We start from the raw sequence: 15,966 nt of genomic DNA on the forward strand, positions 1-15,966 counted from the left end.
GGCGGGCAGGATGCGCCGGGTGTCCGTTCCGGGGTGTTCGCCAGGTCCAGGTCCAGGTCCAGCTCGGCGCGGGCGACCGACCGCGGGGTGGTCGGCGTGCTGACCGAGTGGCTGCTGCTGGCCGTGGCCGTGGCCCTGGTGGCCGCGAACTCGCTGTTCGTGGCGGCCGAGTTCTCGATGGTGACCGCGGACCGCGCGGCGGTGGAGCGGGCCGCCGAGGGCGGGGACCGCCGCGCCGCGAGCCTGCGCACCGCACTGCGCTCGATGTCGACGCAGCTCTCGGGCTCGCAGCTGGGCATCACCGTCTCCAGCCTCGTGGTGGGGGCGCTGGCGGAGCCGTCCCTGGCCCGGCTGCTGCGCACCCCGCTGGGCCTGCTGGGCCTGGGCGGGGGTGCCGTCGTGACGGTGTCGGTGGTCGTCGCCGTCACGGTCGCGACCGCCTTCCAGGCCGTGCTCGGCGAGCTGGTGCCCAAGAACTGGGCCATCGCGGAGCCGCTGCGGGTGGGCCGGGTCGTCATCGGGGCGCAGCGCGCGTTCACCGCCGTCACCCGGCCGGTTATCGCCGTGCTCAACGGCAGCGCGAACGCCCTGCTGCGCGCCGGGGGCATCGAGCCCCGCGAGGAGCTGGCCTCGGCCCGCAGCCACCAGGAGCTGGGCAGCCTCGCCGCCCGCTCCGGCAGCGAGGGCACCCTCGACGCCCGCACCGCCGAGCTGGTGGAGCGGGCGACGAAGTTCAGCTCGCGGACCGCGGCCGACGTGATGACCCCCCGCGCCCGGGTGCGCACCCTCGGCGTCGACGACACCGCCGAGGCCGTCATCGCGCTCTCCGCCCGCACCGGCTTCGCCCGCTTCCCCGTGCTGCGCCACGGCGTCGACGACGTGCGCGGCGTCATCCACTTCAAGCACGCCCTGGCCGTGCCCGAGGCGGAGCGCGCCACCCGCACCGTCGGCGAGCTGGCCACGGTCGTGCCGGTGGCCCCGGCGACGATGCCGCTGGACGGTCTGCTGCGCGAGCTGCGGGCCAGCCCCACCCAGTGCGCCCTGGTCGTCGACGAGTACGGCGGCACCCACGGCCTGGCCACGCTGGAGGACCTGGTCGAGGAGATCGTCGGGGAGATCCAGGACGAGCAGGACCGGCCGCTGTCGCGGGTGCGCGAGCTCGAGGACGGCGGCTGGTCGCTGTCGGGCCTGCTGCGGCCCGACGAGGTCGAGGACCTCACCGGCCTGGAGCTGCCGGAGCCGGCCGAGACCGACACCCTGGCCGGGCTGCTCACCGAGCGGCTCGAGCGCCTCGCCCAGGTCGACGACGAGGTCGAGGTCGACGCCCGCGACACGGTCGGCACCGACGAGGACGGCCTGCCCACCCCGGTGCGGGTGGGCCTGCGGGTCACCCGGCTCGACGGGCTGCGGGTGGACCGGGTCCGCCTGGACCGCCGCGGCACCCCCACGGACGGCGCCACCGCCGACGGGGAGCAGGCGTGAGCGCCGGGCCTGCCGTCGTCGTCGCGCTGCTGCTGCTGGCGGGCAACGCCTTCTTCGTCGGCGCCGAGTTCGCCCTGGTCTCCGCGCGCCGCTCCCAGGTGGAGCCCCGCGCGCTCGAGGGCTCCCGCGCCGCCCGCACCACCCTCAAGGCGATGGAGCACGTCTCGCTGGTCATGGCGGGCTCGCAGCTGGGCATCACGCTGTGCTCGCTGGGCCTCGGTGCCGTCGGTGAGCCCGCCGTGGCCGCGCTGGTCGAGGTGCCGCTGCACGCCCTGGGCCTGCCCGACGGGCTGCTGCACCCGGTGTCGCTGGCCATCGCCCTGCTGGTGGTCGTCTACCTGCACATGGTGCTCGGGGAGATGGTGCCCAAGAACCTGGCCATCGCCGGGCCGGAGCGCGCCGCCCTGGTCCTCGGCCCGCCGATGTACGCGGTGGTGCGCGCCCTCAAGCCGCTCATCGTCGCGCTCAACGCGTCGGCCAACGCGGTGCTGTGGGTGCTGCGGGTGGAGCCGCAGGACGAGGTCGCCTCCAGCTTCACCGCCGAGGAGGTCGTCGGTCTGGTCGAGGAGTCCGGGCGCGAGGGGGCCATCGACGCCGAGGACCAGCAGCTCATCACCGCCGCCGTGCAGCTCGAGGAGGCCACCGCGGAGCAGGTGCTCATGCCGCTGGCCGACCTGGTCACCGTGGCGCCGGGCGCCACCGTCCGGGAGCTGGAGGAGCTCTGCGCGAGCACCGGCTTCTCCCGCTTCCCGGTGCGCGACGAGGACGGGGGGCTGAGCACCTACGTCCACGTCAAGGACCTGCTCGGCACCCCCGCGGAGCGCCGCGACGACGCCCTGGACCCCGACCGGGTGCGCCGGCTGGCCGACGTGGCGCCGGCCGACTCGCTGCGCGAGGTGCTGGGCCGGCTGCAGCACCGGGGCGCCCACCTGGCCCGGGTCCGCCGCGGCGACACCGGCGAGCTGGTGGGCCTGGTCGCCCTGGAGGACGTCGTGGAGGAGCTGGTCGGCGAGGTGGCCGGGCTGGCCGGGTCCCGCGAGGCCGGCTGACTCAGGACGGGTGGACCGCCACCTCGGTGGCCTTGACCGCGAACCACGCCCGCCCGCCGGGGACGAGCTCGAGCTCGGCGGCGGACGCGGCCGTGACGTCGGCCAGCAGGCCCGCCCCGGTGGGGCCGTCCGCCGCCCGCACCCGCACGAGGTCACCGCGCGGCTCCACCGAGGCGATCTCCACCTCGACGGCGTTGCGGGGGCTGCCGCCGGGCCGCCCGAGGTGCACCGCGACGGCCCGGGGGCCGAAGACCGCCACCGCGGGCGTGCCGGGCGCGCACCCGGGGCCGAGCACCCCCGCGACGAGCCCGCCCCCGGGCAGCCGGACCCCCTGGGCCTCGACCGTCCCGGCCAGGAGGTTCAGCCCCGACACCCGGGCGGCGAAGGCGCTGCGCGGCCGGGCGAGGACGTCGCGGGTCGGCCCGGCCTCGACCACCCGGCCCGCCTCCACGACCACCACCCGGTCGGAGAGCACCAGCGCGTCGAGCACGTCGTGGGTGACGAGCAGGGCGGCGCGGGCCTGCCCGGGGGTGCGCAGCACGGTGCGCAGCAGCTGGCGCAGCGCGGGCGCGGCGGTGACGTCGAGCGCCGCCATCGGCTCGTCGAGCAGCAGCAGCCGGGGGTCGGCCGCCAGCGCCCGGGCCACGGCCACCCGCTGCGCCTGCCCGCCGGAGAGCTGCGCGGGGCGCCGGTCGGCCAGCCCCGTGGCGTCGACGGCGGCCAGCCACCGGTCGGCCGCCACCCGGGCCGCGGCCCGCCCACCGCCGCGGCTGCGCGGCCCGAAGGCGACGTTCTCCCGCGCGGTGAGGTGGGGGAACAGCAGCGCCTGCTGGGCCAGCAGCACCACCCCGCGCCGGTGCGGCGGCACGTGGGTGCCCGCCGCTGCGTCGGCCAGGACCGTGCCGTCGAGGGTGATGCGGCCCCGGGTCGGCGCGAGCAGCCCCGCGACGAGCGAGAGCAGCGTGGACTTGCCCGCCCCGTTGGGCCCGAGCACGGCGACGACCTCGCCGGGGCCGACCTCGAGGTCCAGCTTGACGTCACGCCCGGCCAGCCCGGCGCGGACCACGAGCCCGCTCACCGCACGGCCTCCCGGCCGCGGGCGGCGACCACGACCACCACGGCCACCACGACGAGGACCAGCGAGAGGGCGACGGCCGCGTCGGGGTCGGTCTCGCGCTGCAGGTAGATCTCCAGCGGCAGGGTCCGCGTCACCCCCTGCAGGCTGCCGGCGAAGGTGAGGGTGGCCCCGAACTCGCCGAGCGCGCGGGCGAAGGCGAGCACCGCGCCGGAGACCAGGCCCGGCAGCACCAGCGGCAGCGTCACCCGCCACAGCACGGTCGAGGGCCGCGCCCCGAGCGTCGCGGCCACCGCCTCGTACCGGTGGCCCGCGGTGCGGACCGCGCCCTCCAGGCTGACCACCAGGAACGGCAGGGAGACGAAGGTCTGTGCCAGCACGACGGCGGTGGTGGAGAACGCGATCCGCAGGCCCAGCGCCTCCAGCGTGCCGCCCAGCAGCCCCACCCGGCCGAACGTGTAGAGCAGCGCGATGCCGCCGACGACGGGCGGCAGCACCAGGGGCAGCAGCACCAGCGACCGCAGCACCGACTGGCCGCGGAACCGGGTGCGGGCCAGCACCAGCGCCATCGGCACCCCCAGCACCACGCACAGCACCGTGCTGGCCGACGCGGTGCGCAGGCTCAGCGCCAGCGCCGCCCGGGAGGACTCCGAGGTGACCAGCGGCCAGAACTGCGACCACCGGACCTCGAGCACCACCGCGAGCAGCGGCAGCAGCACCAGCAGCGCCCCCACCGCGGCGGGCAGCAGCAGCCAGCGCGGCAGGGCCGTGTAGGGACGGGACGGGGCCGGGTGGGTGCGGGCCGGGTGGGTGCGCCTAGCCCTGCGCACCGGCGACCTCGACCACGACCGTGGTCGCCTTCACCACGGCCGTGGCGACGACGCCGGGCTCCAGGCCCAGCTCCCGGACCGCCTCGCTGCTCATGAGGGAGACCACGCGCTGGCGGCCGCAGGCCAGCTCGACCTGGGCCATGACGCCGTCGGCGACGACCTTGGTGACGAGGCCGACGAAGTGGTTGCGCGCGGAGCGGGCGACGCCGGACGGGTCGCGCGGCGAGCTGGCGTGCGAGACCGCGAGCCGGGCGAGGTCGGCGCCGTCGACGACGAGCCGGCCGGCCTCGTCCTTGTGGGCGCCCAGGGTGCCGCCGTCGACCCACCGCCGGACGGTGTCGTCGCTGACGCCGAGGAGGTCGGCGGCGTCGCGGATCCGCATCATCGGCACGATCGCCCACCCTAGGGCCGCACGTGCGACGGTGTCACGGGGCTGCCAGACTGCAGGACCGCACTGCGGGAACGGTCCGGACACAGCTGGGTTACCGTTCGTGTTGATCATCTGACCCAGGAGGGACGAGCGCGGTATGGCGAGCAAGACGGTCGTGGAGCTGATCGACGACCTGGACGGGGACGGGGTGGCCGAGGAGACGGTCAGCTTCGCCCTCGACGGGGTCGAGTACGAGATCGACCTGTCGGTCGAGAACGCGGGCAAGCTGCGCGACGACCTGGCGCACTGGGTCGACCACGCCCGCCGCACCTCCGGCCGCCGCTCGTCGGGCAGCCGCTCCGGCACGACCGTGCGCAAGGCCGCGGACCGCGAGCGGACCGCGGCCGTCCGGGAGTGGGCGCGCAGCAACGGCTACGACGTGTCGGACCGCGGGCGGATCCCCACCGCCGTGGCCGACGCCTACGAGGCCGCGCACTAGCCGTCCCCGCACGGGGCCTCCCCGTGTGGTCGGGGTCACGCCCGCGGTGGCACAGTGCGGAGCATGGACTTCGCCCCCTCCGCCACCGCCGTCGAGCTCACCGCCCGGATGCGCGCGTTCCTCGACGAGGACGTGCTGCCCGCCGAGGCCGGGTACGACGCGTGGCGCGCCGAGCGTCGCGGCACCCCCGGCGAGCACGAGCTGCCGCCCCAGGTCGAGACGCTCAAGGCCCGCGCCCGCGAGCTGGGGCTGTGGAACCTGTTCCTGCCCGCCGTCTCGGGGCTGTCCAACGTGGACTACGCCCAGCTCGCCGAGGTGACCGGCTGGTCGCCGGACCTGGCCCCGGAGGCGACGAACTGCGGGGCGCCCGACACGGGCAACATGGAGACCCTGCACCTGTTCGGCAGCCCGCAGCAGAAGGCGGAGTGGCTCGACCCGCTGCTCGACGGGCAGATCCGCTCGGCCTTCGCCATGACCGAGCCCCAGGTGGCCAGCTCGGACGCCACCAACATCGAGACGTCCATCCGGCGCGAGGGCGACGAGTACGTCATCAACGGGCGCAAGTGGTGGATCTCGGGCTCGGCCGACTCCCGCTGCGCCGTCTTCATCGTCATGGGCAAGACGGACCCCGAGGCGGCCCGGCACCGCCAGCAGTCGATGGTGCTGGTCCCCCGCGACACCCCGGGCCTGACCATCGAGCGCCACCTGCCGGTGTTCGGCTACCAGGACCAGCACGGGCACTCCCAGCTGCGCTTCGAGGACGTGCGGGTGCCGGTGAGCAACCTCGTCGGCGAGGAGGGCGGGGGCTTCGCCATCGCGCAGGCCCGCCTCGGCCCCGGGCGCATCCACCACTGCATGCGGCTGATCGGCATGGCCGAGCGCGCCATCGACCTCATGGTCCGCCGCGCCCAGGAGCGCGTCGCCTTCGGCCGGCCGCTCGCCGAGCAGGGCGTGGTGCGCGAGCAGATTGCCGAGAGCCGCCTGGAGGTCGAGCAGGCCCGGCTGCTGGTGCTCAAGACGGCGTGGCTGATCGACCACCACGGCGCGCGCGGCGCAGCCACCGAGATCGCGGGGATCAAGGTCATCACCCCCCGCATGGCGTGCCGGGTCATCGACCGGGCCATCCAGGTCCACGGCGGGGCCGGGGTCAGCGACGACACCCCGCTGGCCGGCTTCTACGCGGGCGCCCGCACGCTGCGGCTGGCCGACGGCCCCGACGAGGTGCACCTGCGCAGCGTGGCCCGCACCGAGCTGGGCAGGCACTGAGCACCCGGGGTGTCGACGCGGCCCCCGGGCGGGCGCGCCGGTGTGCGGTCGTCGTTAGGCTGGTCACATGAGCACCGTCGCGCTGGGACTGCCCAGCCCCGCCTCCACCGGGGGCGTGGGGCGCGACCCGGCGCGCCCGGCCACCGAGGCGCTCGTCGACTCCCACGGCCGCGTGGCCACCGACCTGCGCATCTCGCTGACCGACCGCTGCAACCTGCGCTGCACCTACTGCATGCCCGCCGAGGGCCTGGACTGGATGCCGTCGCAGGACGTGCTCACCGGTGAGGAGATCGTCCGCCTGGTCCGGCTGGCCACCGACCGCCTCGGCGTCACCGAGGTCCGCTTCACCGGGGGCGAGCCGCTGCTGCGCGCCGACCTCGTCGACGTCCTCGCCGCGTGCTCGGCGATGCCGCACCCGCCCGAGACGTCGCTGACCACCAACGGCCTGGCCCTGCGCCGCAAGGCCCCGGCCCTGGCCGCCGCCGGGCTGCACCGGGTGAACGTCTCGCTGGACACCGTGCGGCCCGAGGTGTTCGCGGCCATCACCCGGCGCGACCGGTTCCACGACGTGGTCGACGGGATGGCGGCCGCGGCCGAGGCCGGCATCACCCCGGTCAAGGTCAACGCCGTGCTGCAGCGGGGCGTGAACCACACCGAGGCGCCGGACCTGCTCGCCTTCTGCCTGGCCCACGGCTACGAGCTGCGGATCATCGAGCAGATGCCGCTCGACGCCCAGCACGCGTGGGAGCGCACCGAGATGGTCACCGCCGAGGAGATCCTGGCCTCGCTGCGGGCGCGCTTCACCCTCACCCCCGACGGCGAGCCCCGCGGCGCCGCCCCGGCCGAGCGCTGGCTGGTCGACGGCGGGCCCGGCACCGTCGGGGTCATCGCCTCGGTCACCCGGCCGTTCTGCGGGGCGTGCGACCGCACCCGGCTCACCGCCGACGGCCAGATCCGCAACTGCCTGTTCTCCGCCGGGGAGACCGACCTGCGCGCGCTGCTGCGCGGGGGCGCCTCCGACGACGAGGTGGCCGCGGCGTGGCAGGACGCGATGTGGGTCAAGCTGCCGGGGCACGCGATCAACGACCCGAGCTTCCTGCAGCCCGACCGCCCGATGAGCGCGATCGGGGGCTGACGTGGCGCAGACCGACACCGGCACCACCACCGGGGTCCGGGTCACCGTCCGCTTCTTCGCGGCGGCCCGGGCGGCCGCGGGGGCGGAGCAGGCCGAGCACGCGCTGCCCGCCGGGACGGCGTCGGTGGCGGACCTCGTGGTGACCCTGGGCGAGGGCCGGCCCGAGCTGGCCCGGGTGCTGGCGCGGTGCTCGTTCCTCGTCGACGAGGTGGCCGTGCGCGACCGGTCTGCGGCGCTGCGCGACGGCGCCGTGGTCGACGTGCTGCCGCCGTTCGCGGGCGGCTGAACAGGGACTTCACCGCCCCGATGTGATCTGCATCACATCACGGACGGGTCTCAGGACGGTGTCGACACGCCACCGGGGTGGGCCTGACCTGCACCGACGGGGTCGATCGCCGCACCCTCGACGCGTGTTACCCGTCCGAGACCTGGTCGTGCCCGCGACGTGACGCCACCCCGTTCGACCCGTACGGTCGCGTCCGGCCGGTGATCGCCGGCCACGAACGGACCGCAGCGCCAAAGCCTGCCCCGCGGCAACCGGATCGACCCCAGTGACCACCAGGGGCAGGCAGCGGGGGACCCACGTCCCACCGGACCGGCCACCGCCCCACCGGGCGGTGCCGGACCTCGGGGTGAAGCCCCACCGCCCTGCCCGGGCGGTGCGGCCGGGCGCCCTCCCAGCCCGAACCCGACAGCTGACCCCGCAGGCGCGCAATCGAGAGGAAACCAGAAACCTGATGACCCGTTACCACGGCCGCCACCGCAAGCCCGCCTCCAGCTCCCGCGTCGTCGCCCGCGTCGCCGTCACCGGTGCCCTCATCGGCGCCCCGGTCGCGCTGACCGCCGGCACCGCCAACGCCCAGTCGGGCAACAACTGGGACGCCGTCGCCCAGTGCGAGAGCGGCGGCAACTGGGGCATCGACACCGGCAACGGCTTCCAGGGCGGGCTGCAGTTCACCCCGAGCACCTGGGCCGCCAACGGTGGCACCGGCAGCGCGGCCAACGCCTCGCGCGAGCAGCAGATCGCCGTCGCCGAGAACGTCCTGGCCACCCAGGGCCCCGGCGCGTGGCCCGTGTGCGGCGCGAACCTGTCGTCCTCGGCCAGCTACTCCGGCACCAACACCGGCGGCTCCTCGCAGAGCAGCTCCAGCTACGACCAGGGCTCCAGCTACAGCAGCGGGTCCTCGAGCAGCCAGGGCTCCAGCAGCTACGAGAGCACCCCGCAGCAGAGCTCCGGCAGCAGCTACACCCAGTCGGCGCCGGTCCAGGCCGCCGCCCCCGCCGTCATCATGAACAAGGAGGGTGGCGACTACACCGTCAAGGAGGGCGACACCCTCTCCTCGATCGCCACCGCCAACGGCATCGCCGGCGGGTACACCGCCCTGTTCGAGAAGAACTCCGACGTCCTCACCAGCGCCGACATGATCTACGTCGGCCAGGTGCTGCTCGTCAACGGCTGATCCAGCCACCAGCTCCACCCCGACACCCCCGCCCGGTCCCCGGTGCGGGGGTGTCGTGCGTCCAGGGATCGGTGCGTGATGCACAGGTGCGTCGAGAGGCACGTGAGGCGCGCCGTGCTGATGTGCATCTGTGACCGGGACGACGTAGCGTCGTGTCCGGTTCGTGACAGGACGGACCACCCGGACCGCACGCCGAGCCCCGTCCCGCGGACCCCCGGGCACCACCCCAGCCGGATCCAGGGACGGGGACGGAGAACCCACCGCCCGGCTCGCGCCGGGCACCGGTCGCAGCGTCCCACGCCGCGACCTCGGGGTTGAGCCACCCCCCGGTGGCCGGGCGCCTCCCGGGCCCGCACCCGACAGCTGACTCCGCAGGCGACCCGAGAGGACCCCGATGTCGAGCTACCGAGGCCGCCACCGCAAGCCCACCACCACCTCCCGCGCCGTCGCCCGCGTGGCCGTGACCGGCGTCGTCGCCGGCGTGCCGCTGGCCATGGCCGCCGCCCCCGCGTCCGCAGCCCCCGACTCCGACTGGGACCGCCTGGCGCAGTGCGAGTCGAGCGGCAACTGGGCCATCAACACCGGCAACGGGTTCTACGGCGGGGTGCAGTTCACCAACTCCACCTGGCTGGCCTTCGGCGGCGGGCAGTTCGCGCCCCGCGCCGACCTCGCGACCCGCGAGCAGCAGATCGTCATCGCCGAGCGCACGCTGGCCGGCCAGGGCTGGGGCGCCTGGCCCGCCTGCTCGCAGCGGCTCGGCCTCACCGCACCCCCGACGCTGCGCGACGCCCCGTCCGCCGTCCCGGCCCCCGCGCCCGCCCCGGCGGCCGACCCGTTCGCCGCGTTCAACGACGGGCTGCGCTTCTACGTGGTGCAGCTGGGCGACACCATCAGCTCCATCGCCGCCTCGCTCGGCCTCCCGCAGGACCTGCTGGTCCAGCTCAACGCGTGGCTGAGCGGCAACATCAACGCGATCTTCCCGGGCCAGCAGATCGTCATCGGCTGACCCGACCGCACGCCACCACGGCAGGTAGCGGGCTTCCTGCCCCCCACGGGCCCTCCCGGGGGCAGGAAGCCCGCTCCCTGCCCGGGGCGGTCAGGCGGAGCCGACCCACTCGTCGGTGCCGTCGTCGAACTGCTGGCGCTTCCACACCGGCAGCCGCGCCTTCACCTCGTCGACCAGCAGGGCGCACGCGGCGAAGGCCGCGCCCCGGTGCGCGGCGGACACCGCGCACGCCAGCGCCACGTCCCCGACCACGAGCGGGCCCACCCGGTGCGACACCGCCACCGCGATGACGCCCTCGGACCGCTCGGCGACGTCGGCCGCCACCTCGGCGACCAGGGCACCGGCGCTGGGGTGCGCCTCGTAGTCCAGGGCGTGCACCCCGCGGCCGTCGTCGTGGTCGCGGACGACGCCGGCGAAGCTCACCACGGCCCCCGCGGCGTCGTCGGCCACCATCGCCTCGTGGCCCGCGACCGAGAGCTCGTCGGTGGTGACGGCGGTGTGGACGACCCGCGCGCTCACCGGTGGTCCCCGCCGCGCAGCTGGTCCAGCGCGTGCGCGAGCACCGGGTCGAGCACGGCCAGGCCGTCGCGGACGCCCCCGGTGGACCCGGGCAGGTTGACCACCAGCGTGCGTCCTGCCACCCCGGCGACCCCGCGGGACAGGATCGACGTCGGCACCGCGTCGGAGCCCGAGGCGCGCACCGCGTCGGCGATGCCCGGCACCTCGTAGTCGAGCAGGGGCCGCGTCACCTGCGGGGTGAGGTCCGTCGGGCTGATGCCGGTGCCGCCGGTGGTGAGCACCAGGTCGACCCCCGCCCGGATCGCGGCCAGCAGCGCCTCGGCCACGGGCTCGCCGTCGGGCACCACCTGCGGCTCGCCGACCTCGTGACCGCGCTCGCGCAGCCAGGCCACGATCACCGGGCCCGTCCGGTCCTCGTAGACCCCGCTCGACGCCCGGTTCGAGGCGACGACCACCGCTGCCGTGCTACCCACGTGACCACTCCCCGCTCTTCCCGCCGGCCTTGCTGACCACCCGGACCCCGTCCATCACCGCGCCGGGGTCCACGGCCTTGACCATGTCGTGCAGCGTCAGCCCCGCCACGGCCACCGCCGTCAGCGCCTCCATCTCGACCCCCGTGCGGCCGGTGGTGCGCACGGTGGCCGTCACCTCGACGCTGGACTCCCCCAGCGCCAGATCCACGACCACGCCGGTGACGGGCAGCGGGTGGCACATCGGCACCAGGTCGGGGGTGCGCTTGGCGGCCATGATCCCGGCGATCCGCGCGGTGGCCAGCGCGTCGCCCTTGGGCAGGCCCTCGCTGGAGATCAGGCCGACCACCTCGGCGGTGGTGCGGAAGGTGCCCGTCGCGGTGGCGGTGCGGGCGGTGACGGCCTTGTCGGTGACGTCGACCATCCGGGCGGCACCGGTGGCGTCGGTGTGGCTCAGCCGGGCGTCGGTCATGGCGCCGACTCTAGGCGCGCGGTCCGGGCCTCCGGTGGCCGCGGTGGGACGCGCGGCACCACCGGATCGGACCACGGGGGCCCCTGGTCCGGTCGGGGGCCGGAGGAACGGGCACGGCGTCCCCCGGACCGGTCGGGCGTCGGTCAGGCCTCGTCGAGCTCGGGGATGCCGCGCTCGTCGGCCTCCGCGGCCGCCTGGGCCGGGTCGAGGCCCTCCTCCGCCGCCGCCCGCACCGCTGCGGCCACCGCGGGGGCGACGGACGTGTCGAACACGCTGGGGATGATGAAGCTCGCGTTGGGCTCGGCCACCACGTCGGCGATCGCGGCCGACGCGGCCACCATCATCCCGTCGGTGATGTCGCGGGCCCCCGCGTCGAGCAGGCCCCGGAAGATGCCCGGGAACGCCAGCACGTTGTTGATCTGGTTCGGGTAGTCGCTGCGGCCGGTGGCGACGATCGCGGCGTGGCGCTGCGCGGCGGCCGGGTCGACCTCCGGGTCCGGGTTGGCCAGGGCGAAGACGATCGCGTCGTCGGCCATCGTGGCCACCTCGTCGGCGCCGAACAGCCCGGGCGCGCTGACCCCGATGAACACGTCCGCGCCGACGAGGGCCTCGGCCAGGGTGCCGGTGCGGCCCTCGGCGTTGGTGTGCGAGGCGATCCAGGCGAGGTTGTCGTCCATGCCCTCGCGGCCGGAGTGCACGATGCCGTCGACGTCCACGGCCGTCACCGAGGCCGGGGCCAGCGGCAGCAGCAGCCGGATGATCGCGCTGCCCGCGGCGCCGACCCCGCACACCGTCACCCGGACGTCGTTCATCTCCTTGCCCACCACCCGCAGCGCGTTGCGCAGCGCGGCCAGCACCACCACCGCGGTGCCGTGCTGGTCGTCGTGGAAGACGGGGATGTCGAGCATGTCGCGCAGCCGGGCCTCGATCTCGAAGCAGCGGGGCGCGGCGATGTCCTCGAGGTTGATGCCGCCGTAGACGGGGGCGATGAGCTGGACCGTGCGGATGATCTCCTCGGTGTCCTGGGTGTCCAGGCACACCGGCCAGGCGTCGACGTCGGCGAACTTCTTGAACAGCGCCGCCTTGCCCTCCATGACCGGCAGCGCTGCGGCGGGGCCGATGTTGCCGAGGCCGAGCACGGCGGAGCCGTCGGTGACCACGGCGACGGTGTTGCGCTTGATCGTCAGCCGGCGGGCGTCCTCGGGGTGGTTCGCGATGGCGGTGCACACCCGGGCCACCCCGGGGGTGTAGGCGCGGGAGAGGTCGTCGCGGGTGCGCAGCGAGACCTTGGAGCTGACCTCGATCTTGCCGCCGAGGTGGATGAGGAAGGTGCGGTCGGAGACCTTGCGCACCCGCACCCCGGGCAGCGAGCCCAGGTGGTCGGTGATCTGCTGCGCGTGCTCCTCGGAGGTGGCGTTGCAGGAGATGTCGACGACGATCGAGCGGGTGTGGGACTCGACGACGTCGAAGGCCGTCATGACCCCGCCCTGCTCCCCGATCGCGGTGGTCAGGTCACCCGCGGCGCTCACCGAGGCGGGGGCCTCGAGCCGGACGGTGATGGCGTAGCCGGGACCGGGCAGGGACATGTTCGGACGACCTCCAGGGCGCGACGAGCGGGGCCGCTCGACCCTAGGCCCGTCCGGGGGCCCGGTGAGGCTACCGACCGGTAGGGCCGGGTTGCGTGCGTTGAGTTCGCCCGCGGGGCCGGCCGACTACCGGTTGATCTCGGTGTGCGGGTGGTCGTAGGGCACCTCGGGCAGCGGGAACTCCACGTCCCCGAACGGCGAGAGGCCACCCGCGACCGGCGAGGCGAGCTCGGTCACCGCGTGCTCCCCGTCGGGCAGCGTCGGCCAGCCCTGGTCGACGAACTGACGGCTGCGCTTCTCGTCCTTCTTGGCCACGCCCCCCAGTGTCCCAGGCCCCGCGCCGCGGCGTCCAGCCGGCTCCTCGGGCGGTCGGTGTCGGCACCCGCGGCTACCGTGAGCAGCGATGACCGACCCCGAGAGCCTCGCCGCCTGGCTGGCCGAGCGCACCGACGACGAGCTGGTCGAGCTGCTCGCGCTGCGGCCCGACCTGGGCGTCCCCCCGCCCGCGGACTCCCGGGTGCTCGCCACCCGGGCCGCGTTGCGCGCCTCGGTGTCCCGCGCCGCCGACGAGCTCGACGCGTTCACCCTGGCCACCCTCGAGGCCGTCGTCGTGGCCGGGGGCGGGGGGCCGGTGGACGCCGCCGAGGTGGTGGCGCTGCTCGGCCCGGACGTCGACCCCGCCGCCGTCGAGCGGGCGCTGGCCGCGCTGCGCGAGCGCGCCCTGGTGTGGGGCCTCGGCGACGACACGTCCCCGCTGCAGGTCGTCCCCGGGGCGCGGGAGGCCGCCCACCGCGGCGCCGCCCGCTTCGGCCGCTGGTCGCACGCGCTGGCCGACGTCGACGTGCCCGCCCTGGTGGCCACGCTGCCCGAACCGCAGCTGCGGCTGCTGCAGGCGCTGGCCACCGGCTCCCCCGTCGGGCGCACCCGCGATGCCGCCGCGGGTGCCCCCGCCGACCGCCCCGTGCCGCAGCTGCTGCGCGCCGGGCTGCTGGTGCGCATCGACGACGAGACCGTCGAGCTGCCCAGCCAGGTCGGCAGCGCGCTGGTGGCCGACCCGCGCACCACCGCGGTCAGCCCGCCCAGCACGGCCCCGGCGCCCGGGGGTACCCGCGTGCCGGTGGCCGACGTCGACGCCGCCGCCGGGGGCGAGGCCCTGGAGCTGCTGCGCCACGCCGATCAGGTGCTCGACGCGCTCGGTGAGGCCCCCGCGCCGGTGCTGCGCTCGGGCGGGCTGGGGGTGCGCGAGCTGCACCGCGTGGCCAAGGCCGCCGAGCTGTCCGACGCCCGCACGTCGTTCCTGCTCGAGGTGCTCCACGGGGCCGGCCTGCTCGCCGTGGGCGACGCCGGCGAGGCCGAGGTCAGCTGGGCGCCGACGACGGTGGTGGACACCTGGTCGGTGGCCGAGCCGGGGGCCCGCTGGTCGGTGCTGGCCCGGGCGTGGCTCGACCTGCCGCGGCTGCCCGGCCTGCACGGCCGCCGCGACGGCAAGGACCGCCCGCTCGGGGTGTTCGCCGAGGAGATGGGCTCCCCGGGCGCCCCCCGCGACCGCCGCCGGGTGCTGGGCGTGCTGGCCGAGCGGCCCACCGGGACGGTGCTCGAGGCCACCGCCGTGGAGGAGGTCCTGGCGTGGCTGCGGCCGCGCTGGGGCGGGCGGCTGCGCACCCAGCTCATCGGCTGGGTCCTCGACGAGGCGGGCACCCTCGGCCTGCTGGGCCGCGGCGCGCTCTCCACCCCCGGCCGGGCCCTGCTCGACGGTCCCGACGCCCCGCCCGCGTCCCGCGAGCAGCCCGACGCCGCGGCCGCCGCCGCCATGGCCGCCGCGCTGCCCGCCCCCGTCGACCACGTGCTGGTGCAGGCCGACCTCACCGTGGTGGCGCCCGGGCCGCTCGAGCCCGAGCTGGCCCGCGAGGTCGCCCTCGTCGCCGACGTGGAGTCCGCCGGGGCCGCGACCGTCTACCGGGTGGGCCCGGACTCGGTGCGCCGCGCGCTCGACGCCGGGCGCGGCGCCGCCGAGCTGCACGCGCTGTTCGAGCGCCGCTCCCGCACCCCGGTGCCGCAGGCGCTGACCTACCTCATCGACGACGTCGCGCGCCGCCACGGCCGGCTGCGCGCGGGCGTGGCCTCGTCGTTCCTGCGCTCCGACGACCCGGCGCTGCTGGCCGAGGTGCTGGCGTCGTCCGTCGCCGCCGACCTGGGCCTGCGGGGCATCGCCCCCACCGTGGCGGTGAGCGGGGTCCCGCTGCACGACGTGCTCACCGCGCTGCGCGGCGCCGGGTTCGCCCCCGCGGGCGAGGACGCGTCGGGCTCGGTGCTCGACCTGCGCCCCGCCGGTGCCCGGGTGGCCGCCCGCCCGCCGCGGCGGCGCAGCCCCGGCTCCGGGCAGCCGGGCGAGGCCCAGCGCCTCGGGGTGGTGCAGGCGCTGCGCGCGGGTGACCGGGCGCTGGCCGCCACCACCTCGCAGCGCCTCGTCACCGACGGCACCCGGGCGAGCGGGCTGGCCACCCTGGACGTGCTGACCCGCGCCACCCGGGAGCGCCGCAGCCTGGCGCTGGGCTACGTCGACGAGAACGGCGTGGCCAGCCAGCGCGTGCTGGACCCCATCAGCGTGGGTGGCGGGGTGCTCACGGCGTACGACGCCGGGTCGGGCGCCGTGCGCCGCTACGCGCTGCACCGCATCACCTCGGTGGCCCTCGCCGGCTGACGCGGCAGCGCGCCGGGCCGCGACGGTGGATGATGGAGGGCTGCCC

At 76.1% G+C, this 15,966-nt stretch carries 16 protein-coding genes and 1 pseudogene; 9 read left to right on the top strand and 8 right to left on the bottom strand.

Going from position 1 to position 15,966, the window contains the following annotated elements; genetic code table 11:
- The first annotated feature begins 96 nt into the window (after positions 1–96).
- Together ACYVOF_RS15820 and ACYVOF_RS15825 are read left to right on the top strand one after the other, a co-directional pair.
- A complete protein-coding gene (locus ACYVOF_RS15820) occupies positions 97–1,482 on the top strand; it encodes a hemolysin family protein (RefSeq protein WP_460868125.1) in 1,386 nt (461 codons plus the stop codon).
- On the top strand, positions 1,479–2,531 hold the full coding sequence (locus ACYVOF_RS15825) for a hemolysin family protein (RefSeq protein WP_460868127.1): 1,053 nt from the start codon (positions 1,479–1,481) through the stop codon (positions 2,529–2,531). Before ACYVOF_RS15820 ends, ACYVOF_RS15825 begins: the two co-directional genes overlap by 4 nt.
- Before the next feature lies 1 nt (position 2,532).
- Here ACYVOF_RS15825 and ACYVOF_RS15830 read toward each other — a convergent pair whose 3' ends face one another.
- The 3 genes from ACYVOF_RS15830 to ACYVOF_RS15840 are packed head-to-tail and all read right to left on the bottom strand — an operon-like array spanning position 2,533 to position 4,827.
- Entirely contained in the window at positions 2,533–3,609 is a 1,077-nt protein-coding gene (locus ACYVOF_RS15830; RefSeq protein WP_460868129.1) for a sulfate/molybdate ABC transporter ATP-binding protein, read from the bottom strand.
- Complete coding sequence (locus tag ACYVOF_RS15835) at positions 3,606–4,370, bottom strand: ABC transporter permease (RefSeq protein ID WP_460868472.1); 765 nt, start codon at positions 4,368–4,370, stop codon at positions 3,606–3,608. Before ACYVOF_RS15835 ends, ACYVOF_RS15830 begins: the two co-directional genes overlap by 4 nt.
- 52 nt (positions 4,371–4,422) lie before the next feature.
- Positions 4,423–4,827 carry a TOBE domain-containing protein gene (locus ACYVOF_RS15840; protein WP_460868130.1) on the bottom strand — a complete coding sequence of 135 codons (405 nt, stop codon included), beginning with the start codon at positions 4,825–4,827 and terminating at the stop codon, positions 4,423–4,425.
- 136 nt (positions 4,828–4,963) lie between these two features.
- On the opposite strand from ACYVOF_RS15840, the gene ACYVOF_RS15845 reads away from it, so the two are divergent.
- The 6 genes and pseudogenes from ACYVOF_RS15845 to ACYVOF_RS15870 all read left to right on the top strand — a co-directional run bounded on the left by ACYVOF_RS15845 (position 4,964) and on the right by ACYVOF_RS15870 (position 10,172).
- Positions 4,964–5,305, top strand: a complete 342-nt coding sequence (locus ACYVOF_RS15845; RefSeq protein WP_460868132.1) for a histone-like nucleoid-structuring protein Lsr2 — start codon at positions 4,964–4,966, stop codon at positions 5,303–5,305.
- A 63-nt stretch (positions 5,306–5,368) separates the two neighbouring features.
- On the top strand, positions 5,369–6,571 hold the full coding sequence (locus ACYVOF_RS15850; protein WP_460868134.1) for an acyl-CoA dehydrogenase family protein: 1,203 nt from the start codon (positions 5,369–5,371) through the stop codon (positions 6,569–6,571).
- 67 nt (positions 6,572–6,638) lie between these two features.
- Complete coding sequence (moaA, locus tag ACYVOF_RS15855; RefSeq protein WP_460868136.1) at positions 6,639–7,706, top strand: GTP 3',8-cyclase MoaA; 1,068 nt, start codon at positions 6,639–6,641, stop codon at positions 7,704–7,706.
- A gap of 1 nt (position 7,707) precedes the next feature.
- The gene (locus tag ACYVOF_RS15860; RefSeq protein WP_460868138.1) at positions 7,708–7,992 is read left to right on the top strand and encodes a MoaD/ThiS family protein; all 285 of its coding nucleotides are present in this window, start codon (positions 7,708–7,710) and stop codon (positions 7,990–7,992) included.
- Between the two features lie 451 nt (positions 7,993–8,443).
- Positions 8,444–8,797, top strand: a pseudogene (locus ACYVOF_RS15865) (transglycosylase family protein); the annotation flags it as partial.
- A gap of 763 nt (positions 8,798–9,560) precedes the next feature.
- Positions 9,561–10,172, top strand: a complete 612-nt coding sequence (locus ACYVOF_RS15870) for a LysM peptidoglycan-binding domain-containing protein (protein WP_460868140.1) — start codon at positions 9,561–9,563, stop codon at positions 10,170–10,172.
- Positions 10,173–10,262: 90 nt separating this feature from the next.
- On the opposite strand, the gene ACYVOF_RS15875 is transcribed toward ACYVOF_RS15870, so the two are convergent.
- From ACYVOF_RS15875 to ACYVOF_RS15895, 5 genes are all read right to left on the bottom strand, one after another.
- Positions 10,263–10,691, bottom strand: a complete 429-nt coding sequence (locus ACYVOF_RS15875; RefSeq protein ID WP_460868141.1) for a molybdenum cofactor biosynthesis protein MoaE — start codon at positions 10,689–10,691, stop codon at positions 10,263–10,265.
- A complete protein-coding gene (locus ACYVOF_RS15880; protein WP_460868143.1) occupies positions 10,688–11,164 on the bottom strand; it encodes a MogA/MoaB family molybdenum cofactor biosynthesis protein in 477 nt (158 codons plus the stop codon). Before ACYVOF_RS15880 ends, ACYVOF_RS15875 begins: the two co-directional genes overlap by 4 nt.
- Positions 11,157–11,633 carry a cyclic pyranopterin monophosphate synthase MoaC gene (moaC, locus tag ACYVOF_RS15885; RefSeq protein ID WP_460868145.1) on the bottom strand — a complete coding sequence of 159 codons (477 nt, stop codon included), beginning with the start codon at positions 11,631–11,633 and terminating at the stop codon, positions 11,157–11,159. The genes ACYVOF_RS15880 and moaC overlap by 8 nt, the downstream gene beginning before the upstream one ends.
- Positions 11,634–11,776: 143 nt before the next feature.
- Positions 11,777–13,219, bottom strand: a complete 1,443-nt coding sequence (locus ACYVOF_RS15890; protein ID WP_460868146.1) for a malic enzyme-like NAD(P)-binding protein — start codon at positions 13,217–13,219, stop codon at positions 11,777–11,779.
- Between the two features lie 126 nt (positions 13,220–13,345).
- Positions 13,346–13,534 (bottom strand): hypothetical protein, encoded by a 189-nt coding sequence (locus tag ACYVOF_RS15895; RefSeq protein ID WP_460868147.1) that lies wholly within the window; start codon positions 13,532–13,534, stop codon positions 13,346–13,348.
- An 88-nt stretch (positions 13,535–13,622) separates the two neighbouring features.
- Here ACYVOF_RS15895 and ACYVOF_RS15900 point away from each other — a divergent pair, with 88 nt between their 5' ends.
- Positions 13,623–15,920, top strand: a complete 2,298-nt coding sequence (locus tag ACYVOF_RS15900; protein WP_460868150.1) for a helicase-associated domain-containing protein — start codon at positions 13,623–13,625, stop codon at positions 15,918–15,920.
- Positions 15,921–15,966: the final 46 nt, after the last annotated feature.

It is taken from the genome of Rhodococcus aerolatus, assembly GCF_054783215.1.

Excerpts from the sequence above, each read along its gene's own strand:
- moaA (WP_460868136.1), top strand. The coding sequence starts at position 6,639 with ATGAGCACCGTCGCGCTGGGACTGCCCAGCCCCGCCTCCACCGGGGGC.
- moaC (WP_460868145.1), bottom strand. The coding sequence starts at position 11,633 with ATGACCGACGCCCGGCTGAGCCACACCGACGCCACCGGTGCCGCCCGG.
- ACYVOF_RS15870 (WP_460868140.1), top strand. The coding sequence starts at position 9,561 with ATGTCGAGCTACCGAGGCCGCCACCGCAAGCCCACCACCACCTCCCGC.
- ACYVOF_RS15850 (WP_460868134.1), top strand. The coding sequence starts at position 5,369 with ATGGACTTCGCCCCCTCCGCCACCGCCGTCGAGCTCACCGCCCGGATG.
- ACYVOF_RS15890 (WP_460868146.1), bottom strand. The coding sequence starts at position 13,219 with ATGTCCCTGCCCGGTCCCGGCTACGCCATCACCGTCCGGCTCGAGGCC.
- ACYVOF_RS15845 (WP_460868132.1), top strand. The coding sequence starts at position 4,964 with ATGGCGAGCAAGACGGTCGTGGAGCTGATCGACGACCTGGACGGGGAC.
- ACYVOF_RS15900 (WP_460868150.1), top strand. The coding sequence starts at position 13,623 with ATGACCGACCCCGAGAGCCTCGCCGCCTGGCTGGCCGAGCGCACCGAC.